The organism is Myxococcus sp. CA023, assembly GCF_010998615.1.
Lineage (GTDB): Bacteria > Myxococcota > Myxococcia > Myxococcales > Myxococcaceae > Myxococcus.
This window is the reverse complement of the sequence record NZ_JAAEAH010000007.1, coordinates 96,118-111,119: the sequence shown is the minus strand read 5'-3', so window position 1 is coordinate 111,119 and position 15,002 is coordinate 96,118. Positions and strand designations below refer to the sequence as shown.

Genomic DNA, 15,002 nt, shown 5'->3' with positions numbered 1-15,002 from the left:
TCGCCATGAAAGTCAGAGGGCCGTCCGCCGCGAGGTGGGCGGCCCTTTTGCTTGGCGTCCGGCGTCCTTCGCGTGGGTTCGCACCGGGCGTGGGTGACACGACGCGTTGTCGTTTCATTCCGTGGGGATGTTTCCTGCTGAGTGGAAGAGCGCTCTAGACTCGCGGCCCTGTTACCTAACCCGCGCAACCCGGAGTCCCGCCTTGTTCGACCGATTCAAACGCCGCAGTTTCCTCCAGGCCGTCGTCGCCGTTGCAGCGACCACTGCGTTCGGATGTTCCGACGACGAGACGACGTCGGATACTGGCGAGAAGTACTTCCCGCAGTCCGTGTGCTCGGGTGATCCGCGTCCGGACAGCGTGGTGTTGTGGGTGCGGGCGGTGGACCCGGACAACGCGAGCGCGAACACGCAGGTGCGGCTGGAGGTGTCCACCAGCGAGTCGTTCAGCAGCGTGGTGCTGGACCAGCAGTTCACCGCGCTGGCGCAGTTCGATCATGCGTTGAAGGTGAAGGTCACCAACCTGTCGGCGCGCACGACGTACTACTACCGCTTCACCATCGACGCGAACGGTCAGAAGTACTCCACGGTGACGGGCCGTACCCGCACCGCGCCGGCCGCGGGCGACGACGTGCCGGTGAAGTTCGTCTTCGCCAGCTGCCAGGACTACATCGGCCGTTACTACAACGCGTGGCAGCACCTGCTGCAGCTCAACGAGGACCTCGACTTCGTCGTGTTCCTGGGCGACTACGTCTACGAGACGACGGGTGACGCGTCGTTCCAGTCCGTGGACGGGCGCGGCATCGTCTTCAGCGAGCCGGAGAAGGCGCTCCGCCAGGGCACGGGCCTGACGGCGTTCTACGCGGCCAACTCGCTGTCCAACTACCGCGACCTCTACAAGACCCTGCGCACGGACAAGGTCATCCAGCAGGTGCATGAGCGCTACCCGTTCATCATCACGTGGGATGACCACGAGTTCTCCGACGACTGCTGGGGCGACGTCGCCACGTACACGGACGAGCGCACCAACGAGAAGCAGACCGAGCGCCGCCGCAACGCGGAGCAGGCCTTCTTCGAGTACATCCCCATGGACCACGGCGCGAGCAGCGCGGGCGCCATCGACATCAACGCCGTGGTGGCCCAGCCGACGCGCATCTACCGCGACTTCGAGTTCGGCCGGAACCTGAAGCTGCTGGTGACGGACACGCGCACCTACCGTCCGGACCACCTCATCCCCGAGGACGCGTACCCGGGCAAGGTGGCGGTGCCGGCCGATCAGCTGGCCATGGTGCTGCCGACGCTGCCGGAGGCCGTCCAGGCGCAGCTGCAGTCCGACATGTTCGCCTACGTGGACATCGACGCCGCGGAGCTGGCGCCCTACAAGCAGATCCTCATTGGCGTGTACGTGCAGCAGGCCGTCGCCGCCGGGCTCACGCCGGAAGAGGCATCCGTGAAGGCCGCCTCCTGGGTCTCCGGTGGGCTGGCGCTGCTCTACGTCAACCAGGTGCTGAACGCCGTCAACCAGGCGCGCGTGGCGGCGGGTGGGTCGGCCGTGCCGCTCATCCCCGTGGCGGGCACGCCGCGCGGCCTGGCCTTCGCGCACATGGGCAAGACGGGCCTCTTCGGCATCCAGGGCTCGCGCTACGTTGTGGTGAAGCCCATCTTCGACCTGTACGCGGCCATCAAGTACATGGGCTCGGCGGGGGCCTCGGAGGGCATCTTCGGCAACGAGCAGCAGGCGTGGCTCCAGGAGTCGGTGACGGAGGCGACCAACGCGTGGAAGATCATCGTCTCCTCGATTTCGCTCACCTCCATGGTGTTCAAGCTGAGCGACAAGGCGGACGTCCCGGACCCCACGCTGCGCCAGGACTTCTACTTCAACGTGGACCAGTGGGACGGCTTCCCCACGAAGAAGCAGGAGTTCTTGAAGTTCCTGCGCGACAGCCAGGTGAAGAACGCGATGTTCATCTCCGGCGACATCCACGCGTCCTTCGCGTCCGTGGAGTCCGGCATTCCCGCGCTGACGACGCCGGCCATCTCCTCCGGCTCCATCAAGGAGCTGGCGGGCCTGGCCGTCATCGGCGCGGGCTTCTCCACCGGCAGCACGGTGTACCGGTACATCGTGACGGAGCTGGACAAGTCGCTGAAGGAAGCGCACCCCGGCATGGCGTTCGTGGACGGTGATGCCCACGGCTTCGTGGTGCTGGAGGTCGGCGGCACCGAGGCGAAGGCTGCCTTCCACCTCATCCCGGGCACGGAAATCGCCAAGGACTACTCGCTGCGCCAGCCCTCTGAGCTGACGGCGAAGTTCACCCGCCGCGACTTCGTCATCAAGGACGGCACCATCACCTCCGCCTGAGTGGAGAAGGCCTCACCTGCTCGGTGAGGAGCGAGGGCCGCGCCGGGAGCCACGTGCTCCGGGCCGCGGCCCTCGGCCGTTTCAGGGTGGGGTGCGCCCGGTGGAATGCCGGCAAGGTGCACGGCGCAGGCGGTTCCAGTCTTGGTTCGCGCGGACCTCCTTGATTGCTGCGCCGCGGCGTGGGGCGCGCTAGAAGCGAGGCATGTTGCCCGGTGCTCCCGTTTCCGATGTCCGACTCGTTCCCGCCCGGCCGGAGCATGTGGACTTCTGGCTGGCCATGCGGGCCGCCCCCGGCGCGCGGCGCTTCGTGGACACGGAGGACGACACGCGGGAGCTGCTCCTGCGGCGCATCCTGGAAGCGGGCGCGTTGGGTGAGCCCCGCGCGCGGAGCTTCCGGTGGTTCGTGGAGGCGGACGGGCAGCTCGTGGGGACGGTGTCCGCGCGGGATTTGTCGCGCGCGCATGGCCGCATCGAGCTGGGCTACATGATGGCGGACGCGCACCACGGCCGGGGCCTGGGCTCACGCGCGGTGGGGTTGATGCTGGAGCAGTTGTTCACGCTGCCCTACCTCCAGAGGGTGTGGCTGACGACGCTGGCGGAGAATACGGGCTCTCAGGGCGTGGCGCGCAAGTTGGGCTTCACGATGGAAGGCACCCTGCGCGGGCACTGTCTGTTTCAGGGGCAACGCCGGGACCAGCAACTCTGGGGCCTGCTGCGCCCGGAGTGGGACGCCCGGCGCGCGGCGTTCGTCGCGGGCTGAGCGCTTCGGACGACCGGTCTCTGGGAGCAGTGTGGGGCCCGGGTTATAGAAGCGGCGCCATGCATCCCTACGCCGCTGAGCTTTCCCAGGAGCTGGGCCTCAGGCCCGAGCAGGTGGACCGGACCCTCGCGCTGCAAGAGGACGGGGCCACGGTCCCCTTCATCGCGCGCTACCGCAAGGAAGTCACGGGCGGCCTGGACGAGGTCCAGATTCAAACCATCTTCGACCGGGCCACCGAGCGCGCCGAGCTGGACTCCCGGCGCGACACCATCCTCCGCTCCATTGAGGAGCAGGGGAAGCTGACGCCGGAGCTGGCGAAGGCGCTCAAGGCCGCCAGGACGCGCACGGAGTTGGAGGACCTCTACCTTCCTTACAAGCCCAAGCGCCGCACGCGCGCCGCCATTGCCCGGGAGCGCGGGCTGGAGCCGCTGGCGGACCTGGTGTGGAAGCAGGACGGCCGCCGCGGCGAGGACGTGGCCGCGCGCGTGCGCCCCTACGTCAACCCGGAGAAGGACGTGCCGGACCAGGCCGCGGCGCTCGCGGGCGCGCGCGACATCTGCGCCGAGCGCGTGGCCGAGGACGCCGGCCTGCGCCGCGAGGCGCGCGAGGTGAGCGCGCGCCGGGGCACGCTGTGCTCGAACGTGGTGCCCGCGAAGAAGGGCGAGACGACCAAGTTCGAGAACTACTACGGCCACGAGGAGCCCCTGTCCCAGGCCCCCTCGCACCGCGTCTTGGCGCTGCTGCGCGGCGAGGAAGAGGGCGTGTTGAAGGTGAAGCTCTCCCTGCCCGACGACGAGGTGAAGGGCCTGCTGGCCGGGCGCGTGGTGACGAAGCCGCAGTCCCTGTTCTCGCAGGAGTTGCGCGCCGCCGTGGAGGACAGTTGGGACCGGTTGATGGGCCCCTCGTTGGAGGCGGAGCTGCGCGCGGAGCTGAAGGAGCGCGCGGACCGGCAGGCCATTGGCGTCTTCGGGGAGAACCTGCGCCACCTGCTGCTCACGCCGCCCGCGGGCGCCCGCGCGGTGCTGGCCTTGGACCCGGGCCTGCGCACGGGCACCAAGCTGGCGATGATGGACGTCACCGGCAAGGTGGTGGAGACGGTGACGCTCTACTCGGAGCGTGGCGCGGACGAGCGCGCCCGCGCGGCGAAGCTGCTGGCCGCGGTGGTGCAGAAGCACAAGCCGGAGCTCGTCGCGGTGGGCAACGGCACGGGCAGCCGCGAGGCGGAAGTCTTCGTGCGCGACACGCTGAAGGAGATGGGCTCGCAGGTCCCCGTGGTGTCGGTGAGCGAGCAGGGCGCGTCCATCTACTCCGCCTCCGAGGTGGCCCGTGACGAGTTCCCGGACCTGGACGTCAGCCTGCGCGGCGCGGTGTCCATTGGCCGGCGCCTCCAGGACCCGCTGGCGGAGTTGGTGAAGATCGACCCCAAGAGCATCGGCGTGGGGCAGTACCAGCACGACGTGGACCAGGGGCTGCTCAAGAAGAAGCTGGGCGAGGTGGTGGACTCGTGCGTCAACGCGGTGGGCGTGGACGTCAACACCGCGTCTCCGCAGTTGTTGGAGCACGTGTCCGGCGTGGGGCCGTCCCTGGCGAAGAAGCTGGTGGCGCACCGCGCGTCGAAGGGCCGCTTCACCACGCGACGCGAACTGCTGAAGGTGAGCGGCCTGGGGCCCAAGACGTTCGAACAGGCGGCGGGCTTCCTGCGCGTGCGCGGGACGGAGCCGCTGGACGCCAGCGCCGTCCATCCGGAGCGCTACGGCGTCGTGGAGCGCATGGCCAAGGATTTGGGCGTGGCCGTGAGCGCGCTGGTGGGCAACGCCGAGCTGGTCCGCAAGATTGACCCGAAGCGCTACCTGGGCCCGGACCTGGGCGAGATGACGCTCAAGGACATCCTGGCGGAGCTGGAGAAGCCCAGCCGCGACCCTCGCGGCGACTTCACCGCGCCCCAGCACCGCGAGGACCTGCGCTCGCTGGAGGACGTGAAGGAGGGCATGGTGCTCCAGGGCGTGGTGACGAACGTCACCGCGTTCGGCGCCTTCGTGGACGTGGGCGTTCACCAGGACGGCCTCGTCCACGTGTCGCAAATCTCCACGCGCTTCGTGAAGGACCCCTCCGAAGTGGTGAAGGTGGGCGACCGGCTGACGGTGCGAGTGCTCACCGTGGACCTGGCGCGCAAGCGGCTGGCGCTCTCCGTGCGCGCGGTGCAGGAGGGTGGGGCGCCGCAGCCGTCGGGCCGCTCCCCCGTCGGCGGGGCCACGGGGCCGGGCCGCATGACGGAGCGCGGTGGCGGAAGCGGCGGGCCTCGTCAGGGCGCCCGGCCTGCCTCCGGCCCGGGACCGAAGCCGCCGTCGGGGCCCGGTGAGAAGAAAGGCCCGGAGCCGTTCAACAACCCGTTCAGCAAGCTCAAGCGCTGACGGGGCGTCGCCTCACTTCGCGTCGATGGGGAAGGGACGGACTTCCCCCGCGAGCACCTGGTTGCGCGCCAGCAGCTTCGCGAACCGGTCCGTCCCATTGCGTGTGTCGAAGCGGTTCGCGATGTCCCGGGCCTGCCCCTGCGTCCAGGCATGCAGGGCCCGGACGTCGTAGCCGCCATCCGCCTGGTGATTGGGGAACGTCTTGGGCAGCCGCAGGCTCACCACGTCCCTGTCTCCAGCGGCTAGCACCCGCTCCAGCAGGAAGGCGGCGGCGGCGTAGAAGGTGAAGCGGTCGCGGTAGCTCGGGTGGTCCAGCGCCCAGCCCAGGTGCTTCTCCAGCAGCGTCAGCCCGCGCGACAGGTTGTCCGTCAGGGCGAGGAACTCCATGTGCTCGCCCACGGTGGAGAGGAACTCGCGGTTCTTCGTCACCATGGCGTAGCCGCGGCGGTGGATTTCGCGCGCCTGCTCCAACTCCCCCAGCTTGAACAGCGGGTAGAGCACCGTGCCCAGCGTCAGGTGGGGAATCTCCGCGCAGGACTTGCGGCCGTCCAGGATGGGCTTCGCCTTGCGCAGCACCTGCTGCCATTCGCCCTTGTCGGCGTGGTGGTCCAGTTCGTCGTCCAGCTCGCACACGCGGCAGTCGGTGAGGTGGTCGCGGCGCGCCTCCAGCCACGCGTTCCACAGCCGCTCCACTTCCTCGGCGGCGTCACCCATCTCCCGCGCGGCCTGGTAGCGCATCTTCAGCACCGCGCGCACCCCGGAGTCCGTGGCCTTGAAGCACTGCTCCACGTCGTCCAGCGCGTCCACAATCTGCTTGCGGGTGATGTGCGGGAACTCCTTGATGCGCCCCACCACCCACTTCTGCTTCCAGAACATCTCCTCCGGGTCGAAGCGCTTCGGGTCCTTCTTCTGCTGTCCCCGGCACCACGCGAAGGCCACCAGCGCCTTGTCCGGGAAGCCGCCGAAGGTCGCCGCGTCGATGAGGGCATCCCGCATCCGGTAGCCCAGACCCACGTCCTTGTGCGTGTCCGCCAGGCGCACCGCCTCTTCCAGGAGTCGGACCTTGCTCTCGCCTTCCGCCAGGCCATCCGCCTGTTCGAAGAGCGACTCCGCCTGCTCGCGCCAGTCACCGCTCATCAGTGCAGCCCCCGGGGACCCGCGCCGCCGCTGCCTTCGCCGCCGCGCTCGCCATCCCCGCCCAACTGCGCGGAGATGAGGCCCAGCAGGCCCTGGTTCAGCAGCACCATCTCCTGTGCGTTCAACGGATGGTGTCCCAAGAGCAGTGCTTGCACGTAGAGCATCTCCACCGACAGCTTCAGCATGTCCCGGTCCGCCACCGCCGCCAGCCGCCGCACCACCGGGTTGTGGAGGTTGAAGCACAGTTGCGCCGGCTCGCTGCCCGATGCCGCCATGACGCTGTCCAACACCCCGGCGTACAGGTCATCCGACTCCTCGCGGGCCCGCTCGGCGTCTCGCCGGAACGCGCCCTCCGCGTCCGAGCTGTAGAGCGTGGGCACCTCCGCCGGGTAGAACTTCTTCACCACCGCGCCGCAGCGGAACGGCGCCAGCACGCGCTCCGCCATGCGCAGCAGCGGGAAGGTGGCCTCGCGCTCGTCCAGGGTGAGCTCCTCGAAGCTCTGCGGCAGGTCCGCGGAGGAGAAGGGCTCCACCTGCACGTCCGGCACCGCGTGCGGCAGCTTCTCCAGCAGCGACGTGTCGTGCGTGTACGCCGCGTTGATGATGCACAGACCTTGGGCACTGGCCACCTGGGCAATCTGCCGGAAGCCGTCCACTGTGGACGTGTAGCGCACCACAGGGTGCGCGCGCCGGTAGTCCGCCAGCGTCATCATCCCCATCGACGTCTCGAAGGGCAGCCAGTGGATGATGAGGCGGTAGAAGTCATCGTCATCCAGCGCCAGCGCCTTCACGCTCAGCCCGTGCAGGGCAATCAGCCGCTGGAGCGCGCGCGGGTCCTCACGCGCCAGCTCCATCAGGTAGCCGCGCAGGGACTGCCCCAGGGACTCGCGCGCCGCGGCGAGTGCGTCGTCCTCGTAGAAGGACTCCCGGCTGGCGGTGGGCCGCAACGCGTTGGCGTTCACCACGCACTTCACGAAGAAGGCCCAGTCCGGCAGCAGGTTCTCCGCGCTCTCCGACAGCAGCATGTGCTTGAGGTACACGCGGTGCTTCTGCCGTGAGTTGAAGTGCGGCGACGCGGGCAGCACGTAGGCCACCCCGTCTACGTCTCCGGCGGTGGAGCGCAGGGGGATGCAGTCGACGAAGTCCGTGTCGAACAGCTCGCGCCCGTAGGCGAGCAGCGCCTTGCGCCGCTCCGAGGCGCTGTCGTACTCGCGGCGCCAGGGGGCGCCGGAGGTGTCCAGCCGCTCGGTGCCCTGGTCCGTGGTGAGGTGGATGGGGAAGGGCAGCAGGCCGCCGTAGTGGCTGGCGAGGTTTCGCAGCCGCGTGGCGGTGAACCAATGCGCCATGTCCGGGCGGGCGACCAGGAACACCTGGGTGCCGGGCTGGGCGAGCGGGTGCTCGGAGGGCCGCACGGCGTACGTGCCATCGTGCCGGCCCCGCCACTCCAACGTGCGCCCATCGCCGCGTGCCGAGCGCGTCACCACCAGCAGCTCGTCACACACCATGAAGCAGGACAGCAGGCCGATACCGAACTGGCCGATGAAGTCGTTGCGGCGGGCCTCCAGGGCCTCGCGCTTGGAGGACTCACCGATGGTGGCCAGGAAGCGGTGGATTTCGTCCTCGGTCAACCCCACGCCGTCGTCGGTGAAGAGCAGGGTGGGCGGGCTGCCGTCCTGCTTCTCCATCAGCTCCAGCCGGACGGTGCCCGCGTGGCCGGGCTCCAGGAACTGGCGGGCGCGGATGGCATCGGTCGCGTTCTGGAGCAGCTCGCGTACGTAGACGCCCGGGGAGCTGTACAGGTGGTGAGACAGGAGGTCGATGACCCCGCGGAGGCTGACTTGAAATCGGTGGTCCACGTGCCGCCGACGTTAGCGCACGCCCCCCGTCGTATCGACAGCCGAATCGAGCTTGAGACGCAGCGCGCACTTGGGCATCCATGGCAGGCCCTTGAATGGCCGCCCGGTCAGTGTCAGGTGGCAATCCGGCCGTGGGGGACGTGTCACCACGGTGGCGGCAGGTCTTCACCTCGCAAGCAGGAGTGGATGGATATGCGGACGAAGCTCATGGCAGTGGTGGCGGGCGCGGCAATGGCCTTCGGCGGAACGGCAGCGGCGCAGGGCACTCCGGCGCCCGCCAAGGTCTCAGCCGCCAAGGCCCCGACGGCGGCGGCCCGCGGCAAGACGGAGGTGACGTGGTGGGGGCACGCGGCCTTCGTGATTCGCAGCCCGGGCGGCGCGGTGATTGCCATCGACCCCTGGCTCACCAACCCCAAGGCCCCGCAGGGCGCCGCGCAGCCGGAGGCGCTGGACGCCATTCTCCTCACCCACGGCCACTTCGACCACGTGGGCGAGGCCAAGGCGCTGGCCGAGAAGACGGGCGCGAAGGTCTTCGGCTCCTTCGAGCTCATCAACCTGCTGGGGCTCCCGGAGGCCCAGTCCGTGGGCGCCAACGCGGGCGGCACCTTCCGGGTGAAGGACGTCACGTTCCACCTGGTGGAGGCGGTCCACTCCAGCAGCTACGCCGCGGACCCGAAGTCGCCGGCGCAGTACGCGGGCGCGCCCCTGGGCTACGTGCTGGAAATCGACAAGGGCCCTACGCTGTACCACGCGGGTGACACCGGACCCTTCGAGGGCATGTCGCTCATCGCCACCCAGTTCAGGCCCACCGTGGCCCTGCTCCCCATTGGCGGCCACTTCACCATGGGCCCCGCGGAGGCGGCCCAGGCGGTGCGGCTCCTGAAGGTCAAGAGCGTGATTCCCATGCACTACGGCACCTTCCCGCTGCTCCAGGGCACCCCGGACGCGCTGACCGGCGAGCTGAAGAAGCTGCGCAACACGGCCAAGGTGGTGGTCCCGGAGCCCGGCGCGCCGACCGCGCTGTAGGCACCGGGCGCGGATGGTTGGGTCCGGTAGAAGTGGCGGTTCTACGCCCGCTGACTTCCGGGCCTTGACCCTGTCCCGTGGCCGAGTGGAAACCGGGATGCCCCTGGGTTACATCCTGCTCCTTTCTCCGCGTGTGGGGCTCTCCCCGCGGTCCAGGGGTGTTCCGGTGTTGGACTTCACCAAGGCGGGGTGGCTCTTGCCACTCCTGACGGAGACGGTCGCCTTCGAGGCGGGCGCGCCGGCTCCGTCCGCGCCGCCGCTGGGCTCCGGGCGGGCCCGCGCCCGCGCGTACCTGCGGCGGACGCTGCGCGCCAGTGGCCTGCTGTACGGCACGCCCGCGGACGCCCCCGCCGCGGCGGACGTGGCGCAGCCCACCGAGCTCCAGGCGCGCGTGCTGGAGGACCAGCTCTTCCACGCCGTGGTGCGGACGCTGGCGCTGATGGCGCTGGAATTGGGCCGGCTCGTGGGGGCTCCAACGGCCGCTCGCACCGAGCATCTCCTGGTCTTGTTCGCGGTGCTCACCGGAGAGCTGGAGCTGGCGGAGTCGGTGGACGCGGCGATTGCCTCGGGGCGTCCGGTGTCCCGGCGGCTGGCGGCGAAGGTGGAAGCGTCGCTGTTGAAGCGCTCGCCCGTGCTGGCGGGGGATCCGGTGTACGGGCTGGTGCTGCACAACGGCGCGCAGTACGCGGACGCGCAGCTGTTCTGCCGGCAGGCCATTGACTACTTCTCGCGCGGTACGCTGCACCGCGAGCGGGCGCAGCGGCGGTTGGACTTCGCGGCGCGGCAGAAGGCGCTGCTGGTGGACGTGTTGACGGGGCTCGCGTGTGTGGACCGGGTGCCGGGCCTGCCCGCGCGCCGCGCCATCCTGCGGCAGGTGGAGTCCCTGCGGCTGCCGGCGGCGATGACGTCCGAGCTCAAGGCCGCGGTGAAGCAGTCCTTCGCCCGCCGCCGCCCGGTGCGGGACGTGGTGCGTCAGGTGCGCAGCGTGGACGTGCGCCACTTCCTGCTGGAGCAGACGTTGCTGGCGGCGCTGGTGGATGGCCGCAAGACGCGGCGCGAGCGCGTCTTCATCCGCGAGCTGGCGCAGGCGCTCCAGGTCCCGGACGCGGAGTTGCACCGGCTGGAGCTGGAGATGGCGGAGTTCTACGCCCGCCACCGCGCCATCGTGGACGTCTTCACCGTGTCGGACGCCGCGGGCGCCATGGGCGAGGACCTGGTGGCTGGCATCCAGGAGACGCTGGAGAAGAACTTCTACCGGCTGATGCAGGAGGTCCGCGAGACGGGCGACCTGGCGGTGCTGCTGACGAAGGCGGCCCGGCGTCAGGCGCTCACGGGCGACGAGCGCCGGCGCATGCGCGCGCAGCTCGTCGACGTGGCCAAGGCGATTCCCGCGCTGGCCATCTTCGCGGCGCCCGGCGGCATCCTGTTGCTCGCGGCGTTGGGGAAGGTGCTGCCCTTCAGCCTGCTGCCCAGCGCCTTCCAGGAGGCCGCGCCCGTCGAGGAGGACTGCGAGGGCGTGGGCCCGGAGCGAGAGGCCGGCTGACGCGGGCCCCTGGCCGCTCGCCCTCCATCCATCCGGTGGAACGGGCCCTGCCGCGTTCACGCCTGGACACCACCTTCGAGGGGTGGTTCCACGGAAGCGTCGATGCGCGCGCGGACCTGTGACATAGGTCGGAGTGGTTTGGGATTGCTCGCGCGATGAGTCCGCTCCGTCATCACCTCCAGGCATTCCTCCGCGTGGAACCGGGCCGTCCCGCGTATGGCGCGGGGTTGCGCGCCGCGCTCGCGGTGGGTGGCCCCATGGCCGTCGCGGCCCTGCTGCACCTTCCCGCGGCCACGTGGGTCGGTCTGGCCGCCCTCTTCGTTGCCCTGGTGGACCGGGGCGGGCCCTACTGGGACCGCGCGCTCACCATGGGCGCGATGACGCTCCTGGGCTCCGTGGTGGGGCTGGCGGCGGCGCTGCACCTGCCCGCGTGGGCCGCCGTCATCGCCACGCTGTTCTGGGTGACGGCGTGTGGCTTCGCCCGCTCGTATGGGGACACGCCGGGGTTGATGGGCGTGGTTCTCGCCAACTACTTCGTGGTGTCGCTCGCGCTTCCCGCCAACGACGTGGCTGACGCATTGCTGCGCTCCGGCTTGTTCCTGGTGGGCGGCACGTGGGCCATGTTCCTCGCGCTGATGCTGTGGCCGCTGGTGCCCTACCGGCCCGCGCGCCTGGCCATCGCGCGGTGTTACGACGCGCTGGCGGACCACGCCGAAGAGGTGGGGCGCTGGCCGCTCGAAGGGGGGGCGTCCGCCGCCGCGGGTGTCCTGCCGGAGGCGCCCTGGCAGGCCCGCATGCGTCAGCTCATCGAACAGGCGCGCACCGTGTTGGCCTCCACGCGCATGGGCCGGGCGGGGGAGAGCGGCCGGGGCGAACAGCTGCTGGTGCTGGTCGAAGGCGCGGATTCGATGATGGTGACGCTCATCGCGCTGACGGAAATGCTGGAGGTGGCGCCCGCCGAGCCCCGCTATCACGCGCTCCGAGCGGAGGTGCAGCGCGCGCTGGCGGAGCTGACCGCGGACCTGCGCCGCGTCCGGTTTGCCCTGGAGAAGGGGACGGAGGTGAGCGCCCAGCCGGTGTGGAACGCCGAGCGGGTGAAGCGGGCCCTGGCGGCGCTGGACACGGCGGGCGGCGTGCCGGAGCCGGTGCGCGCCGGCTATCAATACGTGCACACGCTGCTGGACCGCCTGCGGGACTATTCCCACGCGACGGTGGAGGTGGCGGCGCGGCTGGAGGGCCGCGCGCCCGTGCCGGACGCCCTGGCGCTGCCCGCGCGGCGGGTGGAGGCGGCGCCGCGGCAGGCCCTCCTGGAGCCGCTGCGGGAGAATCTCAACGTCCGCTCCGTCATCTTTCGTCACGCGCTGCGGCTGGGCGTCGCGGCCGCGCTGGCCACCGCGCTCGTGGGGGCGCTGGGACTGAATCACGGCTACTGGGTCATCATCACCGTCACCGTCGTCCTGCAGCCCTACGCGGGCCTCACGTTCCAGCGGAGCCTGCAGCGCATCGCGGGCACGTTGCTGGGTGCGGCGCTGGCCGCGGGACTGGTGGCGGTGGTGAGGGACCCGGCCATCATCCTGCTGGCCATCGGGGTGCTGTTCGCGGTGGCGATGAGCATCCAGCCGCTCAGTCTGTCCGCGTTCCAGGTGCTGCTGACTCCGGCCCTGGTGCTGCTGGCGGAGCTCCAGAGCGGGGACTGGGAGCTGGCCGGGGTGCGCATCGTCAACACGCTGCTGGGAGGGCTGATTGCGCTGGCGGGGACGCGGCTCCTGTGGCCCAGCCCGGAGCATCTGCGTCTGCCGGAGCAGGTGGCCTTCGCGTTGCGCGCGGACCGCGAATACCTGATGTCGGTGGCCGCCGCGCACTCGGACACGGAGCCCGCGGTGCGCGAGGCCCGGCGGAAGATAGGTCTGGCACTGCTGGCGGCGGAGGCGTCCTTCCAGCGGCTGCTGAGCGAGTGGAGCGGACCCGCCAAGGACCTGGAGCCGGTGATGGCGCTGCTCGTCTACGCGCGGCGCTTCACGTCGGCGGTGACGACGCTGGCCGCCAGCCGCGCGGACCCGGCGTCCCCCCGGGAACTCTCCGAGGTGGTGCGCTTCGCCGGGGGCGTGTTGGACGAACTGGCGGCGGCCATGGAGCAGCAACGCCGGCCCGCGCCCATGCCCGCCATGGTTCCGACGGGTGGGGCGGATGCGCTGTCGCGCGCGCACGTGGAGCGGCTCGTGCGACAGCTCACCGTGCTGCACCACGCGGCGGAGCGTGTCCCGCCGCTGCGGCTCAAGGAGGGCGTCAGGGCCGGTCGAGCGTCGTCACCAGGCGCCGCAGGTCCTCGTTGACGCTGACGAACCGGGTGTTGCCCTGCTCGTCCGCGAGCTGCTTTCGCATCGTGGGCAGGGAAGCCTCGCGCAGCTTCTTCGCGGCGTCCTGCGAGCCTTCCACCAGCCAGCCCACCGCGAGGACGAGCGCGAGCCGGGCCTCGGTGTCGCGCTCTCCCAGCCGCGAGGCCAGCGCGCCCGCGTGCTCGGCCGCGCCCGAACGGCCGACCTCCAGCGCCGCGCGCTCCAGCATCCGCGGCTCCGCCTTCTCCATGCGCTGCACCCAGCAGCCCGCGTTGCCCGCGCACGCCTGCGCGGCCTCCAGCAGCTTGGACTGGCCCGCAATCTGATCCGCGCGCTGCTTGCCCAGCGCGGCCGCGTCATCGCAGCCTTCGTCCTCCGCCTGCTTGCAGTCCGCCGCCGTCCGCGCCGGCTCGGCCGCGGCGAGCTTCTGCAGCAAGGGCAGCTCGCGCGCGTCGCCCAGCATCGCGATGCCCTTCACCGCCAACTCGCGCGCGTACCAGTCTCCGGTGCCCGCGGCCTTCTCCAGCGCGGGCAGCGCGTCGCGTCCGCCCAGGCGCACCAGGGCGCTCACGTAGGAATCCCTCACGGTGGCGTCCGTCTCCGACACGAGCCCGGCCAGCGGCTTCACCGCCTCCTGTTCGCGCATGCGCGCCAGCGCGTCCGCGGCCTGCATCCGCACCAGCGCCTGAATCTGCGGGTCCGCGTTGGTGAAGGCCAGCTGCTTCATCAGTGCGGCCACCGCCCGCTTCTCTCGCAAGTCGCCCAGCACCGTCGCCGCCTTCATCGCGTAGCTGGCGGGGTTGACGCCGTTCGACCGCGCCCACTTCAGCAGGTCCGGGTCCTGGCCCTCCAACGCTTGAAGCAGCGCGTCCGCCGCGGGCGCGCCCAGCTGGTACAGCGCGAAGGAGCTCTCCACGTAGAAGGACTTGCCCTTGCGCTCCTTGGTCAGCATCCGCACCAGCGCGGGCGCCGCGCGGCCGTCACCGATGTCACCCAGGGCCTCAATGGCCTTCTTGTTGAGGAAGGGCTCCACGGTGTCGTCCGTGGCCAGGGTGATGAGCGGCTCCACCGCTTCCTTCGCCTTCATGTCGCCCAGCACCTGCACCGCCTCGATGCGCGTGTAGTTGTCCTTCGCGCGCAGCAGCGGCACCAGCGCGGGGACGGCGCGGCGGTCACCAATGCTCCCCAGCGTCGCGACAATGGCCTTGTTCGCCAGTTGCGCGGGCATGTCGCCCGCCCCGGGGTCCAGGGCCTTCGTCAGCGGCTCCACCGAAGAGGCATGCTTCAAGTCTCCCAACGCGCGGGCCAGTGCGGCGCGCACCTCCGGCTTGCGCTCGGTGCCGAGCTGTCCGTGGAGCATGGGCAGGAAGCGCTCGTCCATCTTCCCGGACGAACGCATGGCCTCCACCATGCGGATGCGGTCCTCCGCTCTGCGGCTCTGCTGAATGCCTGACTCCCAGTACTCCGGGGTCGCTGGGTCCCCCTTGCACCCAGCCAACACCAGGAAAGAGAGCGCAACACACAACGCGGTCAGAGAGCGGGCCATGCGGTCTCCATTGCGCCTGCGAGGTTGTCCT

Annotated in this window: 9 protein-coding genes; 6 read left to right on the top strand and 3 right to left on the bottom strand. The window is 70.4% G+C overall.

Annotated elements, in window-relative coordinates:
• Positions 1 to 127 precede the first annotated feature (127 nt).
• From F8M74_RS04565 to F8M74_RS04555, 3 genes are all read left to right on the top strand, one after another.
• On the top strand, positions 128 to 2,356 hold the full coding sequence (locus F8M74_RS04565) for an alkaline phosphatase (protein ID WP_141253499.1): 2,229 nt from the start codon (positions 128 to 130) through the stop codon (positions 2,354 to 2,356).
• A 202-nt stretch (positions 2,357 to 2,558) separates the two neighbouring features.
• A complete protein-coding gene (locus F8M74_RS04560) occupies positions 2,559 to 3,116 on the top strand; it encodes a GNAT family N-acetyltransferase (RefSeq protein ID WP_141253498.1) in 558 nt (185 codons plus the stop codon).
• Positions 3,117 to 3,175: 59 nt separating this feature from the next.
• Positions 3,176 to 5,527: a Tex family protein gene (locus F8M74_RS04555; protein WP_141253497.1), complete on the top strand. Its 2,352-nt coding sequence runs from the start codon at positions 3,176 to 3,178 to the stop codon at positions 5,525 to 5,527.
• 12 nt (positions 5,528 to 5,539) lie between these two features.
• Here F8M74_RS04555 and F8M74_RS04550 read toward each other — a convergent pair whose 3' ends face one another.
• Positions 5,540 to 6,664 carry a hypothetical protein gene (locus F8M74_RS04550; RefSeq protein ID WP_141253496.1) on the bottom strand — a complete coding sequence of 375 codons (1,125 nt, stop codon included), beginning with the start codon at positions 6,662 to 6,664 and terminating at the stop codon, positions 5,540 to 5,542.
• Positions 6,664 to 8,520, bottom strand: coding sequence for an HSP90 family protein (locus F8M74_RS04545; protein WP_141253495.1), 1,857 nt, complete (start codon positions 8,518 to 8,520; stop codon positions 6,664 to 6,666). The genes F8M74_RS04550 and F8M74_RS04545 overlap by 1 nt, the downstream gene beginning before the upstream one ends.
• 186 nt (positions 8,521 to 8,706) lie before the next feature.
• On the opposite strand from F8M74_RS04545, the gene F8M74_RS04540 reads away from it, so the two are divergent.
• From F8M74_RS04540 to F8M74_RS38520, 3 genes are all read left to right on the top strand, one after another.
• Positions 8,707 to 9,546, top strand: coding sequence for a metal-dependent hydrolase (locus tag F8M74_RS04540; protein ID WP_141253494.1), 840 nt, complete (start codon positions 8,707 to 8,709; stop codon positions 9,544 to 9,546).
• A gap of 166 nt (positions 9,547 to 9,712) precedes the next feature.
• Positions 9,713 to 11,089: an LETM1 domain-containing protein gene (locus F8M74_RS04535; RefSeq protein ID WP_171410149.1), complete on the top strand. Its 1,377-nt coding sequence runs from the start codon at positions 9,713 to 9,715 to the stop codon at positions 11,087 to 11,089.
• A 155-nt stretch (positions 11,090 to 11,244) separates the two neighbouring features.
• Complete coding sequence (locus F8M74_RS38520) at positions 11,245 to 13,422, top strand: FUSC family protein (protein ID WP_141253492.1); 2,178 nt, start codon at positions 11,245 to 11,247, stop codon at positions 13,420 to 13,422.
• On the opposite strand, the gene F8M74_RS04525 is transcribed toward F8M74_RS38520, so the two are convergent.
• On the bottom strand, positions 13,376 to 14,971 hold the full coding sequence (locus F8M74_RS04525) for a HEAT repeat domain-containing protein (protein WP_141253491.1): 1,596 nt from the start codon (positions 14,969 to 14,971) through the stop codon (positions 13,376 to 13,378). The genes F8M74_RS38520 and F8M74_RS04525 overlap by 47 nt on opposite strands.
• Between the last annotated feature and the right edge of the window lie 31 nt (positions 14,972 to 15,002).